Genomic DNA, 20,381 nt, shown 5'->3' with positions numbered 1-20,381 from the left:
TACCGGGTAGAATCAATGCTCGTGGCTCTTACTATTGGCATCGTCGGACTGCCCAACGTCGGCAAATCAACCCTCTTCAACGCACTGACCCGGAACCAGGTTCTTGCAGCGAACTACCCGTTCGCAACCATCGAACCAAACGTCGGCGTCGTGAACCTGCCGGACCCGCGTCTGCAAAAGCTGGCTGAAATCTTCGGTTCCCAGCGGCAGTTGCCGGCAACCGTGTCCTTCGTGGACATCGCGGGCATCGTCAAGGGCGCCTCCGAGGGCGAAGGCCTGGGCAACCAGTTCCTGGCGAACATCCGCGAAGCCGAGGCCATCGCCCAGGTCATCCGCGTGTTCGACGATCCCGACGTTGTCCACGTTGACGGCAAGGTCGATCCGCGTTCGGATATGGAAACCATCAACACCGAACTGATCCTGGCCGATCTGCAGACGATCGAAAAAGCCATTCCGCGCATCGAAAAAGAAATCAAGATCAAGAAGCGCGAGGCTGCCGAGCTCAACGCCATCAAGGCAGCCCAAGCGGTGCTGGAGCGTGGCGACACGATCTTCTCCTCGATCAAGAGCGACAAGCTGGAGCTGGAGTACCTGAAGGAGCTCAGCCTCCTCACAGCCAAACCGTTCATCTACGTCTTCAACGCAGATGAAGGCATCCTGGGCAGCGCGGAGAAGCAGGAAGAACTGCGCGCCATGGTTGCTCCCGCCGACTGCATCTTCCTGGATGCCAAGCTGGAGGCGGACCTCGTTGAACTCGACGAGGAAGAAGCCCGCGAGATGCTGGAAATGAACGGCCAGACCGAGTCCGGCCTTGACCAGCTGGCCCGCGTTGGCTTCCACACTCTTGGCCTGCAGACGTACCTCACCGCCGGGCCCAAGGAAACGCGTGCCTGGACCATCCGCCAAGGTGACACCGCTCCGCAGGCTGCCGGCGTCATCCACACCGACTTCCAGCGTGGCTTCATCAAGGCCGAAGTTGTCTCCTTCGACGACCTCGTCGATGCCGGATCCATGGCCGAGGCCAAGTCCCGCGGCAAGGTCCGGATCGAAGGCAAGGACTACGTCATGTCCGACGGCGACGTGGTGGAATTTAGATTCAATGTCTAGAAACCGCCAAAATATCTGCTGACCTGCGAAAACAGTATGAGGCCTGTAGGTGGCGAAATGTGAGTCACATGCCCGCCTGACATCTGCTTTCGGTCCCGGTCTCGCGTCTGAGCATCCGCGTTCGGCGTCGCGGCAGGCGCGCAGCCCGGTTGGACGCGGTTAGGAGCGCGTCCGGCCCCCTCGGTCATTCGGCGCGATGCTGACTCATCGGTCAATTGGCGAGCGGTGCGACGGCGATGCGGTCTGCCACGAGCCGAACGTGGAGGGCAACTCGCGCCAGATGGTCCCTTTGCCCACGCGGTAGCGGATCGCGTCGACGACTTAGCGCGCGTCCGCGCGGAGCCGTCCGCGGCGAGGCGCGTCGTGGGGCTGCGCGAGCGGTCGCATGGGTGGTTCTCGCCGCCGGTGCTGTCGTCCTCGACTTGGGGTATGCCGCGGGCACCATGACGACGTCGCGTCGGATGCCGCGCTCCGGGCAGCGATGCGTGCTCGGCTGATAGGGGCGTCCGTCGCCTGTAGAGATCGTGGTCGTATGGCCGCAGGACATCTTGATGTGCCAGATGTAGGTGGTGGATCTGTCGCCGCTGTACACGACTGCGAAGAGCTGTTCCTTCCGCTTGTCGCTCAGACTGTCGGTCCCGTCGGGAAGACTGTCGTCGTGACGAAGGGGTCTGCAGTTGAAATCGAAGAGGTGCGCAGATGCGCGACGTAGGGGGAGCTGCATGGGTGCGGGCGATTCAGGTGCGACCGCAGAGATGGTGCGCGCATGACCGGCAAGAAGAGCACGGCGAAGCTGCATCACTATGTGCCGCAGGGGTACCTTCGAGGCTTCGCGACGGGCCAAGAGCGCATCAGGGTCGTGCCCCTCAACCGCTCCCGGCAGCCATACACGCCGAGCGTGAAGAACGTGGCTGCACAGAATCACTTCCACACGGTCGGTGAGTTCGATGAGCCGGATGCGTTCGAGAAGGCGCTGAGCGAGGTCGAGGGCCAGGCCCTCGGCATCATCAAGGGCTTCGCCAACGGCGAGTTTCCTCCCTCCGAGGAGAACAGGTGGGCCTTCGCCTACTACACGGCGTTGCAGAGCGTGCGCGGGCCGGATACCCGGAGGACGACCGAGCATCTCCGCGCGACCATGGTCCGGCTGGAGGTGGGTGCCGGTGGTCGCAAGAATGTCGGTGCGTGGATCCGTGACAATCTCGGATTCGACCCGACGCCGGAGCAAGAGGACCGAATCTGGAATGAGGCCACCCAGCCCGGTGGGCCGCCGATCGGATTCTCCAACCTGGCTCACATCCAGAACGCAGTCGAGACCGCGATCGAACTGACGCCCTACCTTGCGACCCGCCCCTGGGCACTCGTTCGCTTCGACCGACGCTCCCTCATCACATCGGATGCTCCGGTCAGTCTGGTGCGCCGACCGGACGACGAGCCGTGGGAGGGAGTCGGCTTCGCGACGGCATGGGGCGTCACGTTCCCGCTCACGCGCAAGTTGGGGCTGCTCATGAGCGATCCCATGGCGATGTTGGAGGGTGTCGGAGCGGACGATCCGCGTGTCCAACAGCTCCGCGAGATGGTGCTTGCCGGACGGATCGACCGAATTCAGTCCGGGACCACAGCAATGGAGATACTGTTCAATCTGCACACCGCGGAGTCGGCCAGGGAGTACGTCTTTCACCACCCCGAGGACGAGCGGTACGTTCCTGTCAATCTGCCCGAACCGGACCTGGTCAACATCAAACCGGTGGGAGGACTCGTCGACATGGACTTCGACGGTGAGCCGCTGTTCGCGCCCAATGGACGCGAGGGCCGACGGGATACGAGGGGAAGTACGGAGCGCCAAGACATGACGACCTCAGACGGCTTGGACTAGCTTCGTAGGCGATGATGTTCCGGTAGAGGAGTGTGGCGGATGAGCATGGGAGATTTGGTGAGCGACGCGATCGACCCGACGTGGTGGGAGGACGTGCTGGCGGCGGCGTCGCTTGACGGCCCACATGAGCCGCCAGAGTTGTTGTCAACGCATCTTGAGCGGGCGGCTGCCGATCCGGCTGTCACGGGGCTTCACGAACTAGTGCTGCAGGTGTTGGCGATGGTGTCGTCAGCGATGCTGAACGCTGAGAACTGGTTGGAGCCGTTCACACCCGCGATGCAGTTCGGTGGCAAGCGGACGGTGGTACCGGCGGACTTAGATGCTGACCAGGTGGCGTTGCTGGCGCGTATCGCTCCGCTGGTCGAACGTGATGGTCTACGGGCTCGGGTCGCTGATGTCGCCTGGGTCTACGGGGACCGGTCGGACATCGCGATGTTGGACCGAGCCATCGACGCCTACCGGGCCGCGCCGCTGACGGACGATGTGTGGTTCAGCGTGGGGAAGGACGCGTGGGTTCGGGCCCTCGCGCTTGCAGCGCGGCGTGGCGCGGACGGCCAGGCCCGGGTGCAGGAAATGTCGGACGCGCTGAAGGCTCAGGTCCTGGCCGGCCAGGTGACGGACAACTTCAAAACAGTGGGGTTCGCGGAAACATTGCGCCAGCACGGCCGTGTCGACGCTGCCGGGCGCGCTGAGGTGCGCGAAGCGCTGTTCGCGCTCGCGGCACAGGCGTCGTCGGTAACCCCGCGCCTGTCACGCCATCTCGAGCGTGAGGCGCTCGCATGGCTTGGTGGTTCGGACGCTGCGGCGGCGAACTCTGCGACCGAGCGCGTTGCGCGGACCTACATCGCAGAAGCCGATTCCCGCATTCTGACGGACCCGAAGGCGGGCGCGCTGGTCGAGGGCCATTTCCTGGAGAAGGCCATCGCAGTCCTCCGAACCATCCCGCGCTCCTACCGGCTCGAGAACGGACTCGACGAGCTCATCGACGACCTCCGCACTCGGCTGCGTGAGAGCCGGGAGTCGTCGATGGAGCAGATGATGCGTATCCAGTCGGACCCGGTCGATCTGACTGGCGCCGTGTCCTACGCGCGGTCGCAAGTCTCGGGCCACGCGGACAAGTTCGACGCGCTCGCTGCATTCGCGACGCTCGCACCGCCGCTAGACGAAGCCAGTACGCGCGAGAACGCGGCGAAGATGCTGGAGGGCACCATCAGCCACATCTTTGGATCCTCTACGTTTTCCTCTGACTTCCGGAAGATCGCATGGAGGCCCGGGTCTTCTGGTCAGGCCGATGAGGACGCGGTGTGGGCCGAGATGGTCCGCACGGTGTTCTTTCATTCCCAATTGCTCGGAAAGGGCATGATCCAACCTGCGCAAGAGGTCCTGACTACTGAGCACCGGTTCAGTCGGCAGTACATGGTGTCGCTGTGCGTGGAGTCGCCGACAGTGCCCGAGGGGCACGAGACGTTGTGGGGCGACGGGCTGGCGCTCGGCTTGGGCGGAAACTACGGCGCTGCGGTCTCTGTTCTGGTCCCGCAGTTGGAGCAGGTCGTGCGGGTCATGTTGAGGCGGCACGACGTGCACACGTTGTTCGTCGATGAGCACGGCGTGGAGAGTGAGAAGAGCTTGAACGCGCTTCTCGACATGACTGAGACCGAGGACGTCTTTGGTGCAGGGATGGTCATGGAAATGAAGGCAATGCTGGTCGTCCAAGGTGGTCCGAACCTGCGCAACGACGTCGCGCACGGCCTCCTCGATGACAACTCGGCGTGGAGCTACTCGGCGCTCTACATGTGGTGGTTCTGTCTGCGGCTGGTGACGTGGCCGGTCATCGAGATGATTAGCCGCGCTCGGACCCAGTCAACAGAGTCTGGCTGAGACTCGATGGCGAAGGGCGGTGACGGCGACCTCGTTCCGTCGGGCGCAGGTGTCTCGTGACCCATATGTCTCTAGGTTCCTGGATGCGGTGGAGTTCCGCTTTAACGTCTGACGCTGCGGCGTCGCCGCCCCACGGCTACCGATAGAGTCGGACCGATGACTAGTGAACAGTATGCTTCCGATCTGCCTGCGCTGACCTTGTCCGCGCTGGATCCCGACCACTCCGGATATGGCTTTGTCCAGGTTCGTGGCGCCCGGGAAAACAACCTGCGCAACGTGGACGTTGACGTGCCTCGCGACGCCATCGTGGCGTTTACCGGCGTGTCAGGCTCAGGGAAGTCGTCGTTGGCCTTCGGTACCATCTATGCCGAAGCCCAGCGCCGGTACTTCGAATCTGTCGCGCCGTACGCACGCCGGCTCATCCAGCAGGGGCACAACCCAAAGGTGGAGCAGATCACGGGCCTGCCGCCCGCCGTCGCGCTTCAGCAGCGGCGCGGTACAGCTACGGCCCGGTCCACGGTTGGCACTGTCACTACGCTGTCCAACTCGCTGCGCATGCTTTTCTCGCGCGCCGGCAGCTACCCGGAAGGTTCCGGTCAGCTGGACTCGGATGCCTTCTCCCCGAACACCGCGGCAGGTGCCTGCCCGGAATGCCATGGCTTGGGCGTCGCGCACACCGTCAGTGAAAACTCCCTTGTCCCTGACCCTTCCCTCAGCATTCGCGAGGGCGCCATTGCCGCCTGGCCCGGCGCATGGCAGGGCAAGAACCTGCGCGATATCCTGGCCCACCTCGGCTACGACATCGAAACCCCGTGGCGGAAGCTACCCAAGAAGGACCGTGACTGGATCCTTTTCACGGAAGAGCAGCCGGTGGTGGAGGTGACGCCGCAACGCGACCGTGTCGCCAAGCCGTACAAGGGCCGGTTCTGGAGCGCCCGGAGCTACGTGCTGCACACTTTGGCAGACTCCAAAAGCTCCGCCATGCGCGACCGCGTGCTGCGCTTCATGCAGACGGGACCGTGCCCGCGCTGTGCCGGCAGCGGGCTCAGGGCGGAAGCCCTGGCTGTTACTTTTGCCGGAAAGACCATCGCCGAGCTGAACGCCTTGTCCATGACCGAGCTGGCGGAGATAATCCGGCCCACCACGGAACTGACGGCAGCCGGTACCGCTTCCCGCAAGCAGTCTTCAGGCGAAGGCAGTGAGGTGGCTGTCGCCATCACCCGGGACCTGTTGATGCGGATCACTGTGCTGTTGGATTTGGGGCTGGGTTACCTTGCCTTGGGCCGTTCCACGCCCACGCTCTCCCCGGGAGAGATGCAGCGCCTCAGGATTGCCACCCAGCTCCGCTCCGGGTTATTCGGTGTGATCTACGTGCTTGACGAGCCCTCCGCCGGTCTCCACCCCGCCGACGCCGAACCCTTGCTCGCGGTCCTGGACCGACTCAAGTCATCAGGCAATTCCGTGTTCGTGGTGGAGCACAACATGGATCTGGTAAGCCGCGCGGACTGGTTGGTGGATGTGGGTCCGCGCGCCGGTGAAGGAGGAGGCGAGGTGCTCTACAGCGGCCCGGTAGCCGGCCTCGACGAGGTCCCCGAATCCGTGACGAGGCCCTTCTTGTTCCCGAATGGTTCCGATGGAACGGTCGACGGCGGTTCGGTCGCAGATTTTGCCCGCAGCAGAGGTACCCGCCGGGAACCGGTTGGTTGGCTGGAACTCCGGGACATCAGCCGGCGTAACCTGCGCAAACTCGACGCCGACTTTCCGCTGGGGGTGCTGACCGCGGTGACCGGCGTGTCCGGCTCAGGCAAGTCGACCCTGGTCAGCCAGGTTCTGGCCGGGATGGTGGGTGCTCAATTACGTCCGGACGCCGATGCTCTTGGGGAACCGGCGTCGGAGGAGCACGGCACTGAGGCCGGGAACCCCGTCGAAGCGCTGACAGGAAAATGCGTCTCGGGGCTGGGGCAGTTGGCCCGGCTTGTAAAGGTGGACCAGAAACCGATCGGCCGTACTCCGCGCTCCAACCTCGCGACGTATACGGGACTCTTCGACGCCGTTCGGAAGGAATTCGCCGCCACGGACGAAGCCCGCGCCCGCGGCTTCGACGCCGGACGGTTTTCCTTCAACGTGGCCGGAGGCCGCTGTGAGACCTGTCAGGGCGAAGGGTTCGTGGCCGTTGAACTGCTGTTCCTGCCCGGAAGCTACGGGCCCTGCCCGGAGTGCCACGGCACGCGGTACAAGCCGGAAACGCTGGAAGTCAGTTACCGCGGCAAAAACATCGCCGAGGTCCTCGCCATGACGGTGGACGCCGCCGCAAAGTTCCTTGCAGACGTGCCTGCCGCCGCGCGCAGCCTCCAGACCCTGCGCGAGGTAGGTTTGGGCTACCTGAGATTGGGCCAGCCCGCCACCGAACTCTCCGGTGGAGAGGCCCAGCGCATCAAGCTCGCTACCGAACTGCAGCGGGCCCAGCGTGGCCACACCCTCTATGTGCTGGATGAGCCCACCACAGGATTGCACCCCTCAGATGTCCAGCTTCTGATGGCGCAGCTGCACCGGCTGGTCGATGCCGGCAACACAGTGATCGTGGTCGAACACGACATGGATGTGGTGGCCGGCGCTGACTGGGTGATCGACCTGGGCCCCGCGGGAGGCGACGCCGGCGGCCGGATCATCGCCACCGGAACGCCGGTTGAGGTGGCGCGCTCCGCTGAGAGCCGGACGGCGCCGTATTTGGCAGCGGCACTGCGGGGCCAACCCTGAAAAGACATACAAGTGAGGCATGGTATCCGCGTTATCCACATACGGCAGCTTGGCCGCCCTGAGAGCCCAAAACTGTCGTGATACTTGCTGAATGGGAATCAGATACTACGCGTACGCATTCGACAGCGAGAACACGGAACAGGTGCTAATGGACCCCTTGGGCTTCGTTTCGAGAGATCCGTTGGCCGACGCTTGGGGTATGGAACCGGGTGCCACCATAGGCTATCCGACCTTCAAGCAATCAACGCCTGAACGGGACATGCTTTACCTGGACAAGGCCTGGCGGCAGTTGCAGTGGCTGACGGGGCCCTCAGCAGAGGGTAGGGACGCCCGACCCGCTTTCCGGATGTTCGAAGGTGAAGTGACTATGCACCACGACGGGTGGGAGTCATGGATCCGAGCCCTGACCCCAGCCGAAATGGTAGCCATTGCAGAAGACCTGGAAACCATCTCGGAGGACACGATGAGGGTGCAGGGCACCACCACTTCCTGCGCCCTTTCGGACTCCGACGCTGAGTATGCCATTCCCTATCTTCGACGGGCCCGGACTTTCGTGCGGGCCCTCGCTGACGAAGGACGAGGCATGGTGTACCTGATCGGGTAAGAACACCGCCCGGGCAATGTTGGTTGCGGGGATTACCGTGGCGCCGGGTCACCGGAGACACTGGGCATATCAAGCGATATTATGAAGGACATGGGCAACGTGGTGCGTGAGCTTCGGGAAGCAGCAGGGCTTAGCCAAGCTGAGCTCGCTCTACGCTCCGGTGTAGCTCAACCCAACATAGCTGCATATGAAACGGGCCGACGCAGGGCTTCGGCTTCCATGCTGCAAAGGTTGCGGGCGGCTGCTCAGCCCCTGCCGCATGATGCACTTGCGAATCATCGCCATGAATTGGCCGATTTGGCATCTCGATACGGGCTAAGCAACGTCCGTGTCTTTGGCTCAGCAGCCCGTGGCACTGACCGCCCCGGCAGTGATCTCGATGTCCTCGTCACACGGTCGCCTGGGGTAGGGCTCTTGACCATAGCTGCCTTCGCTGCAGCTGCAAGTGAGTTATTGGGCGTTGAGGTGGACGTTGTCACCGACGGGGGACTGCGCCCGGACCATGAGATTCTGACCACGGCAATCGCGGTATGACTGAACGGGACGTCGCTGCCTTGAAGGAGATCGTTAGGCTCTGCGGGATTGGTGCCGATCTGGTAAACCGTGGCCACGATTGGTATGTCGGAGATCCCGACAATGTTCCGGGGCTGGCAGCAGAGTCGCTGGTTATCAAAATAGGGGAGAACGTCGCCCGGCTAAGCTCCGCTACCACAAGCGAACATCCAGATGTGCCCTGGTCCTTGATCAAAAGGATGAGAGACCGGCTGGCACACCATTATGAAGGCACCGACTACGAGGCGGTATGGGACACCTTGGCTTCAGATCTTCCTGTGATAGTCAGATACATCGAATCAATCGAATACTGACGTTCCTGAATCCCTGACGTCCTAGCGACGCTGCGGGGGGAGTGGGCAGAGCAAGCCCCGGTCCGGTTGATTCGTTAGCTGGACCGGGGCTTCTTTATGTCCAAAATCACCCCTGTCCTGCTGTCAGACAGCGAATGTTACCACCGGGTAGTCTTTGACTTGAAATCCTTGGCAAATTAGGCAAGTAGAGGTTGCGGAACGGTTACAGTTTGGTTGGTTTGTTCCAACATCTGGACGCAATGTGGGTAGGCTTACACTCACATGTAGGCAACGTCACAGTAGGAATCTGTGCCCGCGCCTGGGGAGAACCTGGTTTCTCCCTGCCCAACTCCACGACTCATAGGAGGCGGAATGCGTTTCTCGCGCACTTCCAAAGCTCTAGGCATTGCGGCGATCGTCGCTCTCGCCGTAACCGGTTGCGGCGGCGGCTCCGGCAGCAACACGGACAGCTCTGCCGCGAGTGACCCCAACAAGGTCATCACCGCATACAGCAACGAACCGCAGAACCCGCTGCTCCCCGCGAACACCAACGAGGTGTACGGTGGCCGCGTCGTCGAGCTCCTCTTCGAGGGCCTGCGCGCGTACGACCCCAGCGGCAAGCCGGTCAACGCACTGGCTGAATCCATCGAAACCACGGATTCCCAGAACTGGACGATCAAGGTCAAGTCCGGCGCCAAATTCACCAACGGGGAAGCCATCACGGCCAAGACCTTCGTTGACTCCTGGAACTTTGCTGCGCTGAGCACCAACCTCCAGAACAACGGCTTCTTCTTCGAATCCATCGAAGGCTACGCCGATGTCAGCGCGGTCAACGAGACCACCGGCGCTGACGGCAAGAAGACTTCCACCCCGGCTCCGACCGCACAGACCATGTCTGGCCTCGCTGCCAAGGATGACCAGACCATCACGGTCAAGCTCTCCCAGCCGGAAGCTGACTGGTCCCTCCGCTTGGGTTACTCCGCCTTCTACCCGCTTCCCTCCGAAGCCCTGAAGGACCCGAAGAAGTTCGGCGAGAACCCGGTCGGCAACGGCCCGTACAAGTTCGAGAAGGAAGGTGCCTGGGTACACGACCAGTCCATCTCCCTGGTCAAGAACCCTGACTACACCGGTCCGCGTGCTGCCAAGAACGGTGGCGTGACCTTCAAGTTCTACACGGATCCGGGCCCGGCATACACGGACCTGCAGGCTGACAACCTCGACGTCACCGACGTCCTGCCGTCCAACGCCCTGAAGACCTACACCACGGACTTCCAGGACCGTAACTCCACCAAGCCGGTGGCCAACAACTCCACGCTGAACATCCCGGGTTACAACAAGAACTTCCAGGGCGAAGCCGGCAAGCTGCGCCGCCAGGCGCTGTCCCACGCGATCAACCGCGACGAGATCACCAAGGTGATCTTCAACGGCACCCGCACCCCGGCAACCGAGTACACCGCTCCGGTGCTTGACGGATATTCCGATTCCATCAAGGGCAACGATGTCCTGAAGTTCGATGTCCAGAAGGCCAAGGATCTGTGGGCAGAGGCTGAGAAGATCCAGCCGTACGATTCCTCCAAGCCGCTCCAGATCGCTTCCAACACCGATGGTGGCAACAAGGAATGGATCGACGCCGTAGCCAACGGTTTCAAGAACAACCTCGGCATCGAAGCTGAAATCCAGCCCTTCGCGAAGTTCGCTGAAGTCCTGGACCTGCGCAAGTCCCAGTCCCTGCCGGGTCTGACCCGCGCCGGCTGGCAGGGCGACTACCCGTCGCTCTACAACTTCCTCGGCCCGGTCTGGGCAACCAACGCTTCCTCCAACTACGAGAAGTACTCGAACCCCGAGTTCGACAAGCTCCTCAAGGAGGGCCTGGGTGCCAAGACTCCTGAAGAAGCAAACGCCAAGTTCAACCAGGCACAGGAGATCCTGTTCCAGGACCTCCCCGGCCTGCCGCTGTGGTACCTGAACCGTCCGATCGTGTGGAGCAACAACGTCGTATCAGCTGAGACTGGCTGGAACGGCGGCATCCTCTACTACAACATCGAGGCCAAGTAATCCTCAGGATCTGAACTTGCCGTGAGGCATTGGGGCCCGGCCATGGCGCCGGGCCCCAATTGCTTGCCTCGGCAGGAAGGCAAACATGACACACCAACACCCGTCCAGAGAAAGGGGGGTGAACCGTGGTCCGCTACATTCTGCGTAGGCTCCTCCAGGTGATTCCCGTCTTCCTGGGAACCACGCTCCTTGTCTACTACATGGTGTTCGCGCTGCCCGGTGATCCCATCGCGGCCCTCTTCGGCGAACGCCAGCCGCCGCAGAGCGTCATCGACGCACTCCGCGCGCAGTACAACCTGGACCAGCCGTTCTGGGTTCAGTACGGAATCTTCCTGAAGAACCTCTTCACCTTCAACCTCGGCGTTGACTTCACGCAGCAGCCCATCGCGGCAGCATTGGGCCGGGCTTTCCCGGTCACTGCCATGCTGGCCATTGAAGCCCTGATCATCCAGGCCGTCTTCGGCATCGCCTTCGGTGTCTTCGCCGGTCTCCGCAAAGGCAAGCTGTTCGACTCCACCGTCCTGGTGGCATCCCTCATCGTGATCGCTGTCCCGACGTTCGTGCTCGGCTTCGTCTTCCAGTTGGTTTTTGGTGTCCAGCTGGGATGGGCGAAACCAACGGTCGGCGCCAACGCGGACTGGGGCAACCTGATCCTGCCTGCAGTCGTACTGGGGCTCGTCTCCTTTGCCTACGTGCTGCGCCTCACCCGGGCATCCGTCAGTGAGAACATGAACGCCGACTACGTCCGCACTGCCACTGCCAAGGGCCTCTCGCGTCCGCGCGTGGTCATGGCGCACATCCTGCGGAACTCCCTGATCCCCGTGGTGACCTACCTGGGTGCGAACCTCGGCGGCCTCATGGGCGGCGCGATCGTCACCGAAGGCATTTTCAACGTCCCCGGCGTGGGCAACAAGCTGTTCCAAGCAATCCAGCGCAGCGAAGGTCCCACCATTGTGGCCATCGTCAGCGTCCTGGTCCTTGTGTTTGTGGTGACCAACCTCCTGGTTGACCTCCTGTACGCCTGGCTCGATCCGAGGATCCGTTATGAGTAGTAATACCGAACACTTCGTAGCCCCGGTGGAGGAAACTCCGCTGCTGGCCACCGACACCGTCAAGACGGAACAGGCACCCCTCAGCCTGTGGGCCGATGCGTGGCGCAAGCTGCGCAGGCGTCCGATGTTCATCATCTCGGCGTTGCTCATCCTGCTGTTGGTGGTCGTGGCGCTCTTCCCGGGCCTGTTCACCAACGTTGAACCGAACAACGACTGCCAGCTGGCCAACTCCGAGGGCGGCCCGACGGCGGGACATCCCTTGGGCTTCACGCTGCAAGGTTGCGACGTCTACTCACGCGTGATCCACGGAACGCAGGCTTCCTTGTCCGTGGGCATCCTGTCCGTGCTTTGCGTCATCATCATCGGCGTTACGCTGGGCGCCCTTGCCGGCTACTACGGTGGCTGGTTGGATGCCGTGCTGGCCCGCCTCGGCGATATTTTCTTCGCACTGCCGATCATCCTTGGTGCGCTGGTCATCACCCAGCTGCCGCTGTTCCGCGAGAACCGGAGTGTGTGGACGGTGGTCCTCACGATATCCCTGCTGGCCTGGCCGCAGATGGCCCGCATCACCCGCGGTGCCGTCATCGAGGTACGCAATGCGGACTTCGTGACTGCTGCCCGGTCTTTGGGTGTTTCCAAGTTCGGCGCGCTGGTCAAGCACGCACTTCCCAACGCCCTGGCGCCGGTGATCGTCCTGGCCACCCTTGAGCTCGGTGTCTTCATCGTCCTTGAAGCCACGTTGTCCTTCCTGGGTGTCGGTCTTCCCACGAGTGTCATGTCGTGGGGTAACGACATCTCGGCAGCCAACGCCTCCATCCGCACCAACCCGGGCATCCTGTTGTACCCGGCTGCGGCCTTGTCCATCACCGTCCTGAGCTTCATTATGCTTGGCGACGCCGTCCGCGATGCTCTTGATCCCAAGAGCCGACAGCGCTAAGGAGGCCATCATGACTTCTGCCAACATCAGCATTGATGAAGCAACGGCCCCGGCACAGCCGCTCCTTGAGATCAAGGATCTTGCCATCACGTTCAAGACCGGGTCCGGTGAGGTGAAGGCGGTCAAGAACGCCCACCTGACCATCATGCCGGGCGAGACAGTCGCCATTGTGGGGGAGTCCGGTTCAGGCAAATCGACGACGGCGCTTGCCGCCATTGGCCTGTTGCCGAACAACGGCCGCGTCTCCGGTGGGCAGATCCTCCTGGAGGGGGAGGACATTGCCCACGCGTCGGAAAAGCGGATGATCGAGTTGCGTGGCAGCCACATCGGCATGGTTCCGCAGGATCCGATGTCCAACCTGAACCCCGTCTGGAAGATCGGGTACCAGGTCCGCGAGACGCTCAAAGCGAACGGACGTCCGGATGGTCCGGATGACGTTGCACGGGCGTTGGCCGAAGCCGGCCTGCCGGACGCTGCCCGCCGTGCAAAGCAGTACCCGCACGAGTTCTCCGGCGGTATGCGCCAGCGCGCGCTGATCGCCATCGGCTTGAGCTGCCAGCCCAAGCTCCTGATCGCCGACGAGCCCACATCCGCGCTGGACGTAACGGTCCAGCGCAAGATTCTGGACCACCTGGAAACCATGACGATGGAGCTTGGCACGTCTGTGCTGCTCATTACCCACGACCTCGGCCTGGCTGCCGAGCGCGCGGACAAAGTAGTGGTCATGTACCAGGGCAACGTGGTGGAAGCGGGTCCTTCGCTGGAACTGCTCCGGAACCCGCAGCACCCCTACACGCGCCGCCTTGTGGAGTCGGCTCCGTCCCTGGCCTCCCGCCGCATTCAGGTAGCCAAGGAGCAGGGGGTCGAGGCCGAGGATCTGCTGGCGCCGACGGATGCTGCCAAGGAAAAGTCTGCGGACGACGTCCTGCAGATCAAGGACCTCCGCAAGGTCTACAAGCTGCGCCAGGGTCTGGGTAAAACGACGGACTTCGCTGCCGTGGACGGGGTGAGCTTCAACGTCAAGCGCGGTACCACCACGGCGATTGTAGGCGAGTCCGGTTCCGGCAAGTCCACTGTGGCCAAGATGGTGCTGCAGTTGGAGAGCCCCACGGACGGGCAGATTCTCTTCGATGGTGTTGATACAGCGGGGTTGAAGGGCAAGGAGCTGTTCAAGTTCCGGCGCCGCGTGCAGCCGATCTTCCAGGACCCCTACGGCTCGCTGGATCCGATGTACAACATCTATCGGACCATTGAGGAGCCGCTGCGCGTCCACAAGATCGGCAATGCGGCAAGCCGTGAGAAGAAGGTCCGGGAGCTGCTGGACCAGGTCGCCTTGCCGCAGACCACCATGCAGCGTTACCCGAACGAGCTCTCCGGCGGCCAGCGCCAGCGTATCGCCATCGCGCGTGCCCTGGCCTTGGATCCCGAGGTCATCATCTGTGACGAGGCTGTTTCCGCATTGGACGTCCTGGTCCAGGCGCAGGTGCTCAATCTCCTCGCTGAACTTCAGGACAACCTCGGCCTGACGTACCTGTTCATCACGCACGACCTTGCAGTGGTCCGCCAGATCGCCGATCACGTCTGCGTCATGGAAAAGGGCAAGCTGGTAGAGACGGGAAGCACCGACGATGTCTTCGACAACCCGCAGCAGGCCTACACGCAGGCACTGCTGGATGCGATCCCGGGCGGCTCGCTGCTCCTGCCCCCGGCGGTGGCATAACCGGCGTCGTACTTCCGGTCAGTAGAGCAACGCAAAAGCCGGTGGTCCCCGAAAGGGAACCACCGGCTTTGCCGTTTAAGGGACAAATTACGACGTCGGTTGCGGCGCGGCATCGCTGTCCGGCCGCGGAGCCAGCCCGAGGGCAGCAAGCTGGCCCGCCAAGACCTTGCCCAGCTTCTCGTGGCCGGACGGTTTGATGTGGACGCTGTCCTGCAGGTCCTTCGCCGCGTCGTAGCGCGTGAGCCAGTCGCCGGTGCTGACGAACGGAATGTTGTTCTTAGCAGCAACCCTGCCGAGGAGGGCATCCACTTCCGTCCGCCGTCCGCCGCCGTTGGCAGCCCCTTTGGCCAGGGTGCCGATCATGGCCATCCTCGAGCCGGGGTACCGCTTCTTCAGCACCGCCAGGAGCCGTTCGGCGTTGGAAGCGATCTGCGCGTCCGTAGCTTTCTGGGCGGCGTCATTGCCGCCGCCTTGGATGACGATCAGCGGCGGGCTCCCGTAGGGGAGCACCCAGTCACCACGCTGGAGGGCGTCAATGTAGTTACCGGTCTTGTCGTTGGCGGCCACGAAGCCGGTGCCGCCCATCCCTGCCACGTACAGCTTGTAGCCGAGGGCAGCGATGCCGCGTTGTGGCCACGAGTCCTTGGGCTGGGACTGGGAGTCGCCAATGAGGACAGCCGTGTGGCTGACGTCGGCCAGGACGATTTCGTTCCGGTTGTTCGCTGGGTTCCTGTAGAGGGAGCCTGCGGGCAGGTTCGGAGCGGGGGATTCCGGAGTTACGTTCCGGGGTTTTTCCGCGGCGGCCGTCGCTGCCGCTGCGGGCGCGGCTGAGCGTGAGGTGGCGGCAGGGGATGGCTGGCTCGTTCCGCAGCCGGCCGCCAGAACGCCTACGGCGATCAACGGTGCGAGCATGCGGAACACGGCCGAAGCTTTTCGCATCGATTTTCTCCGAAGGGCACTGGTTCCTGCAGACATCATGGGGCACGGCGCGAAGAAAATCCAGCATCTTGATTGAACATTTAGCAAACGCTGCGGCGGCGTGAGCAGGGGCACATTCCGGGCCCCTGAAGTATTGCTTTTTAGGCCCTCTAATGCGTGTGCGTTTAGAATAGCCATAGGTGCCCTGTGTCCCGGGGTCTTTTCGTTGTGTATTCCGGTCAGGAAGATCAGGTTTGCGCGCGGATTACAACAGCTGACTTCACCACTGAAACGAGTCATAAACGCATGTCTGAAACTACCGTTAATACTGCGTCGCGGAGCGATCTGCGCAACGTCGCGATCGTTGCACACGTTGACCACGGCAAGACCACCCTGGTCGATGCCATGCTCAAGCAGACCAACTCCTTCGCCTCCCACGGCGAGGTTGAGGACCGCGTCATGGATTCCGGTGACCTGGAGCGCGAAAAGGGCATCACCATCCTCGCCAAGAACACCACGGTTGCCTACAACGGCCCGTCCTCCAATGGCGAGACCATCACCATCAACGTCATCGACACCCCCGGCCACGCCGACTTCGGTGGCGAAGTTGAGCGCGGGCTCTCGATGGTTGACGGCGTCGTGCTGCTGGTCGACTCTTCCGAAGGCCCCCTTCCGCAGACCCGCTTCGTCCTCCGCAAGGCACTGGCTGCCCACCTGCCGGTGATCCTCCTGGTCAACAAGACCGACCGCCCCGACGCCCGTATCGACGAGGTTGTGCACGAGTCCATGGACCTCCTCCTGGGCCTGGCCTCCGATCTCGCCGACGAAGTTCCGGACCTGGACCTGGACAAGGTCCTGGAAGTTCCGGTCGTTTACGCAGCAGCCAAGGTCGGCCGCGCATCCCTCGAACAGCCGGCCAATGGCTCGGCTCCGGAGAACGAGGACCTTGAGCCCCTGTTCAAGACGATCATCGAGCACATTCCGGCCCCGACGTACAACCCGGAAGGCGTGCTGCAGGCACACGTGACCAACCTGGACGCCTCCCCGTTCCTTGGTCGCCTCGCCCTGCTCCGCATCTACAACGGCACCCTCCGCAAGGGCCAGCAGGTTGCGTGGGCCCGCCAGAACGGCGAGCTGAAGACCGTCAAGATCACCGAGCTCCTGGCCACCAAGGCACTGGAGCGCGTACCGGCTGAATCCGCAGGACCCGGCGAGATCGTTGCCGTCGCGGGCATTGAAGACATCACCATCGGTGAGACGCTCACCGACCTGGAAAACCCGCAGCCGCTGCCCCTTATCAAGGTGGACGATCCCGCGATCTCCATGACGATCGGTATCAACACCTCGCCGTTGGCCGGCAAGGTCAAGGGTGCCAAGGTCACCGCGCGCCAGGTGAAGGACCGCCTGGACAAGGAACTGATCGGTAACGTCTCCATCAAGGTGCTCCCCACCGAGCGTCCCGACGCCTGGGAAGTCCAGGGCCGTGGCGAGCTCGCGCTGGCCATCCTCGTTGAGCAGATGCGTCGTGAAGGCTTCGAACTCACCGTCGGCAAGCCGCAGGTAGTCACCAAGACAATCGACGGCAAGCTGCACGAGCCGATGGAACACATGACCATCGACGTGCCTGAAGAGTACCTGGGTGCCGTAACGCAGCTCATGGCTGCCCGCAAGGGTCGCATGACCAACATGGCCAACCACGGCACCGGCTGGTGCCGCATGGAATTCATCGTTCCCGCCCGTGGCCTTATCGGCTTCCGTACCCGGTTCCTCACGGACACCCGTGGTGCCGGTATCGCGGCTTCCATTTCCGAGGGCTACGAGCCGTGGGCCGGCCCGATCGAATACCGCACCAACGGTTCGATGATCGCGGACCGCGCCGGTGTTGTGACTCCGTTCGCCATGATCAACCTCCAAGAGCGCGGTTCCTTCTTCGTGAAGCCCACCTCCGAGGTGTACGAAGGCATGATCGTCGGCGAGAACTCCCGCGCCGACGACATGGATGTGAACATCACCAAGGAAAAGAAGCTCACCAACATGCGTGCGGCTTCTTCGGATTCCTTCGAGAACCTGACCCCGCCGCGTGAGCTCACCCTGGAAGAGTCGCTTGAGTTCGCCCGCGAGGACGAGTGCGTTGAGGTCACCCCGGAGGACATCCGCATCCGCAAGGTGATCCTGGACTCGAACGAGCGCGCGAAGGCCAACCGCGCCCGCGCCCGCGCATAGTCGCCGCAGGGAACCGAATCTCTGCATGAAGAGGGGAGCCGCCAGTACAGCCCGCAGCATTGCTGCAGCCGTACTGGCGGCTCTTTTCGTGTCCCTTGCGGGCACGGCCCTGCACCGGCAGACGGTATCCGTGGCCGGCGTCGAACTTCCCTGGGGCATTTGTGCCGCGCTGCTGTTGCTGGCTTCCGTACAGCTGTGGCTGGCGGCATGGCGCCGTTCGGTTGTCCCGACGGCGGTGGCCGGCATTGTGACCTACGCTGCGGTGGGGGTGCTGTCCTCGGGCGGTCCCGCCAAGCAATTGGTCCTGGCGGACGTCGCGGGAAACGTCTGGGTCTACGGCATCGCCGGCGTGACGTTCATCATGCTCTTGGTCGCCAGCCGTCTTCGGGCCCGGTGGAATGCCGCCGTCGACGTTGCGTCAACGGCAAGAGAAGACTGAACCTCTCAGCGCACGGTCGGCTGACGCCGCGGCGGAGGGGGCGGTACCTGCTTGGCTGCGATCACCAATTCCAAAGGAATTTCGACGTCGGACGTCCGGGTCCGCACGGTGCAGCTGGTTTCGCCGGCCTCCAGCAAGTAGCCCAGTGCATCCGTGAGGCCGTCGGCAATCCTGTAGCGCACCACTACCCGTGTACCGGGCTCGGCTGTCTGGAGGAATTGAACGGGCGGCAGCGTTTGGGTCACCGATTCATACTATGACGCGGGCTAGGTTGGCGTCGCGGCACTGATGGATAATAGGTTGGAAGTTCAGTGCCCGGCATATTGTCGGGAGTATTACCCGGCCTGTTGCCGGGACAAACCGTTGAGAGGTCTGGGACGTGACGTACGTAATCGCGCAGCCGTGTGTGGATGTCAAGGACAAGGCATGCATCGAAGAGTGCCCTGTTGACTGCATTTACGAAGGTGAGCGTTCCCTCTACATTCACCCCGACGAATGCGTCGACTGTGGTGCCTGCGAGCCCGTGTGCCCGGTGGAAGCCATCTACTACGAGGATGACACCCCGGAAGAGTGGGCCGACTACTACAAGGCCAACGTCGAATTCTTTGACGACCTTGGCTCTCCGGGCGGTGCTGCGAAGATCGGGAACACCGGCAAGGACCACCCGTTCATTGCCGCCCTGCCGCCGCAGAACCAAGACCACTAGAGGTGGCTGCGCCCTTGATTTCCGCGGCGCCCGCGTTCGGCCTTAACCTTCCCGATTACCCGTGGGAGGCCATGGCGCCGTATGTTGCGACCGCTTCGAAGCACCCTGACGGAGTAGTCAACCTCTCCATCGGAACTCCCGTGGATCCCACGCCGGGCCTCATCCGTGAGGCCTTGGCGTCGGCATCGGATGCCCACGGTTATCCCACTGTCCACGGCACTGCACCGCTGCGCCAGGCTGTGGTGGATTGGTTCGCCAGCCGTCGTGGCGTCCCCGGCCTGCACCCCCGCGACGTGATGCCTACTGTGGGTTCCAAGGAACTGGTCGCCTGGCTTCCCTTCCTCCTGGGTCTGGGAAGCGGCGATGTGGTGGTGCGCCCCACGGTGGCTTACCCGACCTACGACATCGGTGCCACGCTTGCCGGAGCGACGGCCGTTGCCGCGGATGACCTGGACGAACTTGATGCCGCCACCCGCGCCAAGGTGCGGTTGGTCTGGATCAACTCGCCGGGAAACCCGACGGGCAGCGTCAGGGACGTCGAATCCATGCGGCGAATCGTCGCCCAGGCCCGGGAAATCGGCGCTGTGGTGGCATCGGACGAATGCTATGCGGAACTGGGCTGGGGTGCTTGGGACGCCCAACGCGGGGGAGAACCGGTACCCAGTGTGCTGGACCCGCGCGTTACGGGTGGTTCCACTGACGGGCTGCTGAGTGTGTACTCCCTGAGCAAGCAATCCAACCTGGCCGGCTACCGGGCCGCGTTCGTGGCCGGCGACGCCGCCATCATGGCGAACCTGGTTAACAGCCGCAAGCATGCCGGAATGATTGTGCCCTACCCGGTGCAGGAAGCCATGCGTGTGGCATTGGGCGACGCCGACCATGTCCTGGCGCAGAAGGACCTCTACAGGAGCCGCCGCGAGAGGCTGGTTCCGGCGCTGGAGAAGTTTGGACTGACCATTCACGACTCCGACGCGGGACTCTACTTGTGGTCGACGGCCGGAGAAGCCACGTGGGATACCGTGGCACGGTTCGCCGGGCTGGGCATCGTGGTGGGACCAGGCGTGTTCTATGGCGAGGCAGGCAACGGCTTCGTTCGCGTGGCATTGACGGGCACGGACGAACGAATCGACGCGGCTGTGGAGAGGTTGAACTCGGTCGCATAACGAAGCTGTGACTTGCGGCACAATTAGCGTGTTTCCGCCAGTAATCGTTGGGCTTGGATTAGTTCCCGACGGTTACTGGCGGTAGCTTTTAATTGACTATCAAT

General features: G+C 62.9%; 17 protein-coding genes. 15 read left to right on the top strand and 2 right to left on the bottom strand.

The genetic code is table 11. The annotated features are described in order from the left end of the window. Window positions 1–21: 21 nt before the first annotated feature. The 11 genes from ychF (at window position 22) to RI444_RS15045 (ending at window position 14,828) form a co-directional block, all read left to right on the top strand. On the top strand, window positions 22–1,107 hold the full coding sequence (ychF, locus tag RI444_RS15095) for a redox-regulated ATPase YchF (protein ID WP_062099270.1): 1,086 nt from the start codon (window positions 22–24) through the stop codon (window positions 1,105–1,107). Between the two features lie 766 nt (window positions 1,108–1,873). After that, window positions 1,874–2,980 (top strand): DUF4238 domain-containing protein, encoded by a 1,107-nt coding sequence (locus RI444_RS15090; protein ID WP_207605790.1) that lies wholly within the window; start codon window positions 1,874–1,876, stop codon window positions 2,978–2,980. A 39-nt stretch (window positions 2,981–3,019) separates the two neighbouring features. Continuing rightward, complete coding sequence (locus RI444_RS15085; RefSeq protein WP_207605791.1) at window positions 3,020–4,858, top strand: DUF4209 domain-containing protein; 1,839 nt, start codon at window positions 3,020–3,022, stop codon at window positions 4,856–4,858. Window positions 4,859–5,014: 156 nt separating this feature from the next. Then, window positions 5,015–7,615, top strand: coding sequence for an excinuclease ABC subunit UvrA (locus RI444_RS15080; protein ID WP_207605792.1), 2,601 nt, complete (start codon window positions 5,015–5,017; stop codon window positions 7,613–7,615). 91 nt (window positions 7,616–7,706) lie between these two features. Next, window positions 7,707–8,219, top strand: a complete 513-nt coding sequence (locus RI444_RS15075) for a DUF1877 family protein (RefSeq protein ID WP_021471754.1) — start codon at window positions 7,707–7,709, stop codon at window positions 8,217–8,219. Between the two features lie 81 nt (window positions 8,220–8,300). Beyond that, the gene (locus RI444_RS15070) at window positions 8,301–8,753 is read left to right on the top strand and encodes a helix-turn-helix domain-containing protein (protein ID WP_021471755.1); all 453 of its coding nucleotides are present in this window, start codon (window positions 8,301–8,303) and stop codon (window positions 8,751–8,753) included. After that, window positions 8,750–9,085, top strand: coding sequence for a DUF86 domain-containing protein (locus RI444_RS15065; RefSeq protein WP_021471756.1), 336 nt, complete (start codon window positions 8,750–8,752; stop codon window positions 9,083–9,085). The genes RI444_RS15070 and RI444_RS15065 overlap by 4 nt, the downstream gene beginning before the upstream one ends. A gap of 351 nt (window positions 9,086–9,436) precedes the next feature. Beyond that, window positions 9,437–11,119 carry an ABC transporter substrate-binding protein gene (locus RI444_RS15060; RefSeq protein ID WP_021471757.1) on the top strand — a complete coding sequence of 561 codons (1,683 nt, stop codon included), beginning with the start codon at window positions 9,437–9,439 and terminating at the stop codon, window positions 11,117–11,119. A gap of 125 nt (window positions 11,120–11,244) precedes the next feature. Beyond that, window positions 11,245–12,171, top strand: a complete 927-nt coding sequence (locus RI444_RS15055; RefSeq protein ID WP_021471758.1) for an ABC transporter permease — start codon at window positions 11,245–11,247, stop codon at window positions 12,169–12,171. After that, window positions 12,164–13,108 (top strand): ABC transporter permease, encoded by a 945-nt coding sequence (locus RI444_RS15050; RefSeq protein WP_021471759.1) that lies wholly within the window; start codon window positions 12,164–12,166, stop codon window positions 13,106–13,108. The genes RI444_RS15055 and RI444_RS15050 overlap by 8 nt, the downstream gene beginning before the upstream one ends. A 10-nt stretch (window positions 13,109–13,118) precedes the next feature. Further along, window positions 13,119–14,828, top strand: coding sequence for an ABC transporter ATP-binding protein (locus RI444_RS15045; protein WP_207605793.1), 1,710 nt, complete (start codon window positions 13,119–13,121; stop codon window positions 14,826–14,828). A gap of 87 nt (window positions 14,829–14,915) precedes the next feature. Here the strand turns inward: RI444_RS15045 and RI444_RS15040 are convergent, their stop codons facing one another. Beyond that, window positions 14,916–15,767, bottom strand: a complete 852-nt coding sequence (locus RI444_RS15040; RefSeq protein WP_207605794.1) for an SGNH/GDSL hydrolase family protein — start codon at window positions 15,765–15,767, stop codon at window positions 14,916–14,918. Window positions 15,768–16,052: 285 nt separating this feature from the next. Between RI444_RS15040 and typA the strand changes: the two genes are divergently transcribed. Beyond that, window positions 16,053–17,969 carry a translational GTPase TypA gene (gene typA, locus RI444_RS15035; protein ID WP_021471763.1) on the top strand — a complete coding sequence of 639 codons (1,917 nt, stop codon included), beginning with the start codon at window positions 16,053–16,055 and terminating at the stop codon, window positions 17,967–17,969. Between the two features lie 25 nt (window positions 17,970–17,994). Next, window positions 17,995–18,408 (top strand): hypothetical protein, encoded by a 414-nt coding sequence (locus RI444_RS15030; protein WP_021471764.1) that lies wholly within the window; start codon window positions 17,995–17,997, stop codon window positions 18,406–18,408. Window positions 18,409–18,413: 5 nt separating this feature from the next. On the opposite strand, the gene RI444_RS15025 is transcribed toward RI444_RS15030, so the two are convergent. Continuing rightward, the gene (locus RI444_RS15025) at window positions 18,414–18,653 is read right to left on the bottom strand and encodes a hypothetical protein (RefSeq protein WP_021471765.1); all 240 of its coding nucleotides are present in this window, start codon (window positions 18,651–18,653) and stop codon (window positions 18,414–18,416) included. 134 nt (window positions 18,654–18,787) lie between these two features. Between RI444_RS15025 and fdxA the strand changes: the two genes are divergently transcribed. Beyond that, complete coding sequence (fdxA, locus tag RI444_RS15020; RefSeq protein WP_018776555.1) at window positions 18,788–19,114, top strand: ferredoxin; 327 nt, start codon at window positions 18,788–18,790, stop codon at window positions 19,112–19,114. 14 nt (window positions 19,115–19,128) lie between these two features. Continuing rightward, window positions 19,129–20,277: a succinyldiaminopimelate transaminase gene (gene dapC / locus RI444_RS15015; RefSeq protein ID WP_179013573.1), complete on the top strand. Its 1,149-nt coding sequence runs from the start codon at window positions 19,129–19,131 to the stop codon at window positions 20,275–20,277. Window positions 20,278–20,381: the final 104 nt, after the last annotated feature.

Origin of the sequence: Paenarthrobacter sp. AT5, from assembly GCF_032764245.1 — a bacterium.
GTDB lineage: Bacteria > Actinomycetota > Actinomycetes > Actinomycetales > Micrococcaceae > Arthrobacter > Arthrobacter ureafaciens.
Note: the sequence above shows the minus strand (reverse complement) of the source record. Positions and strands in the feature narration are given on the sequence as shown.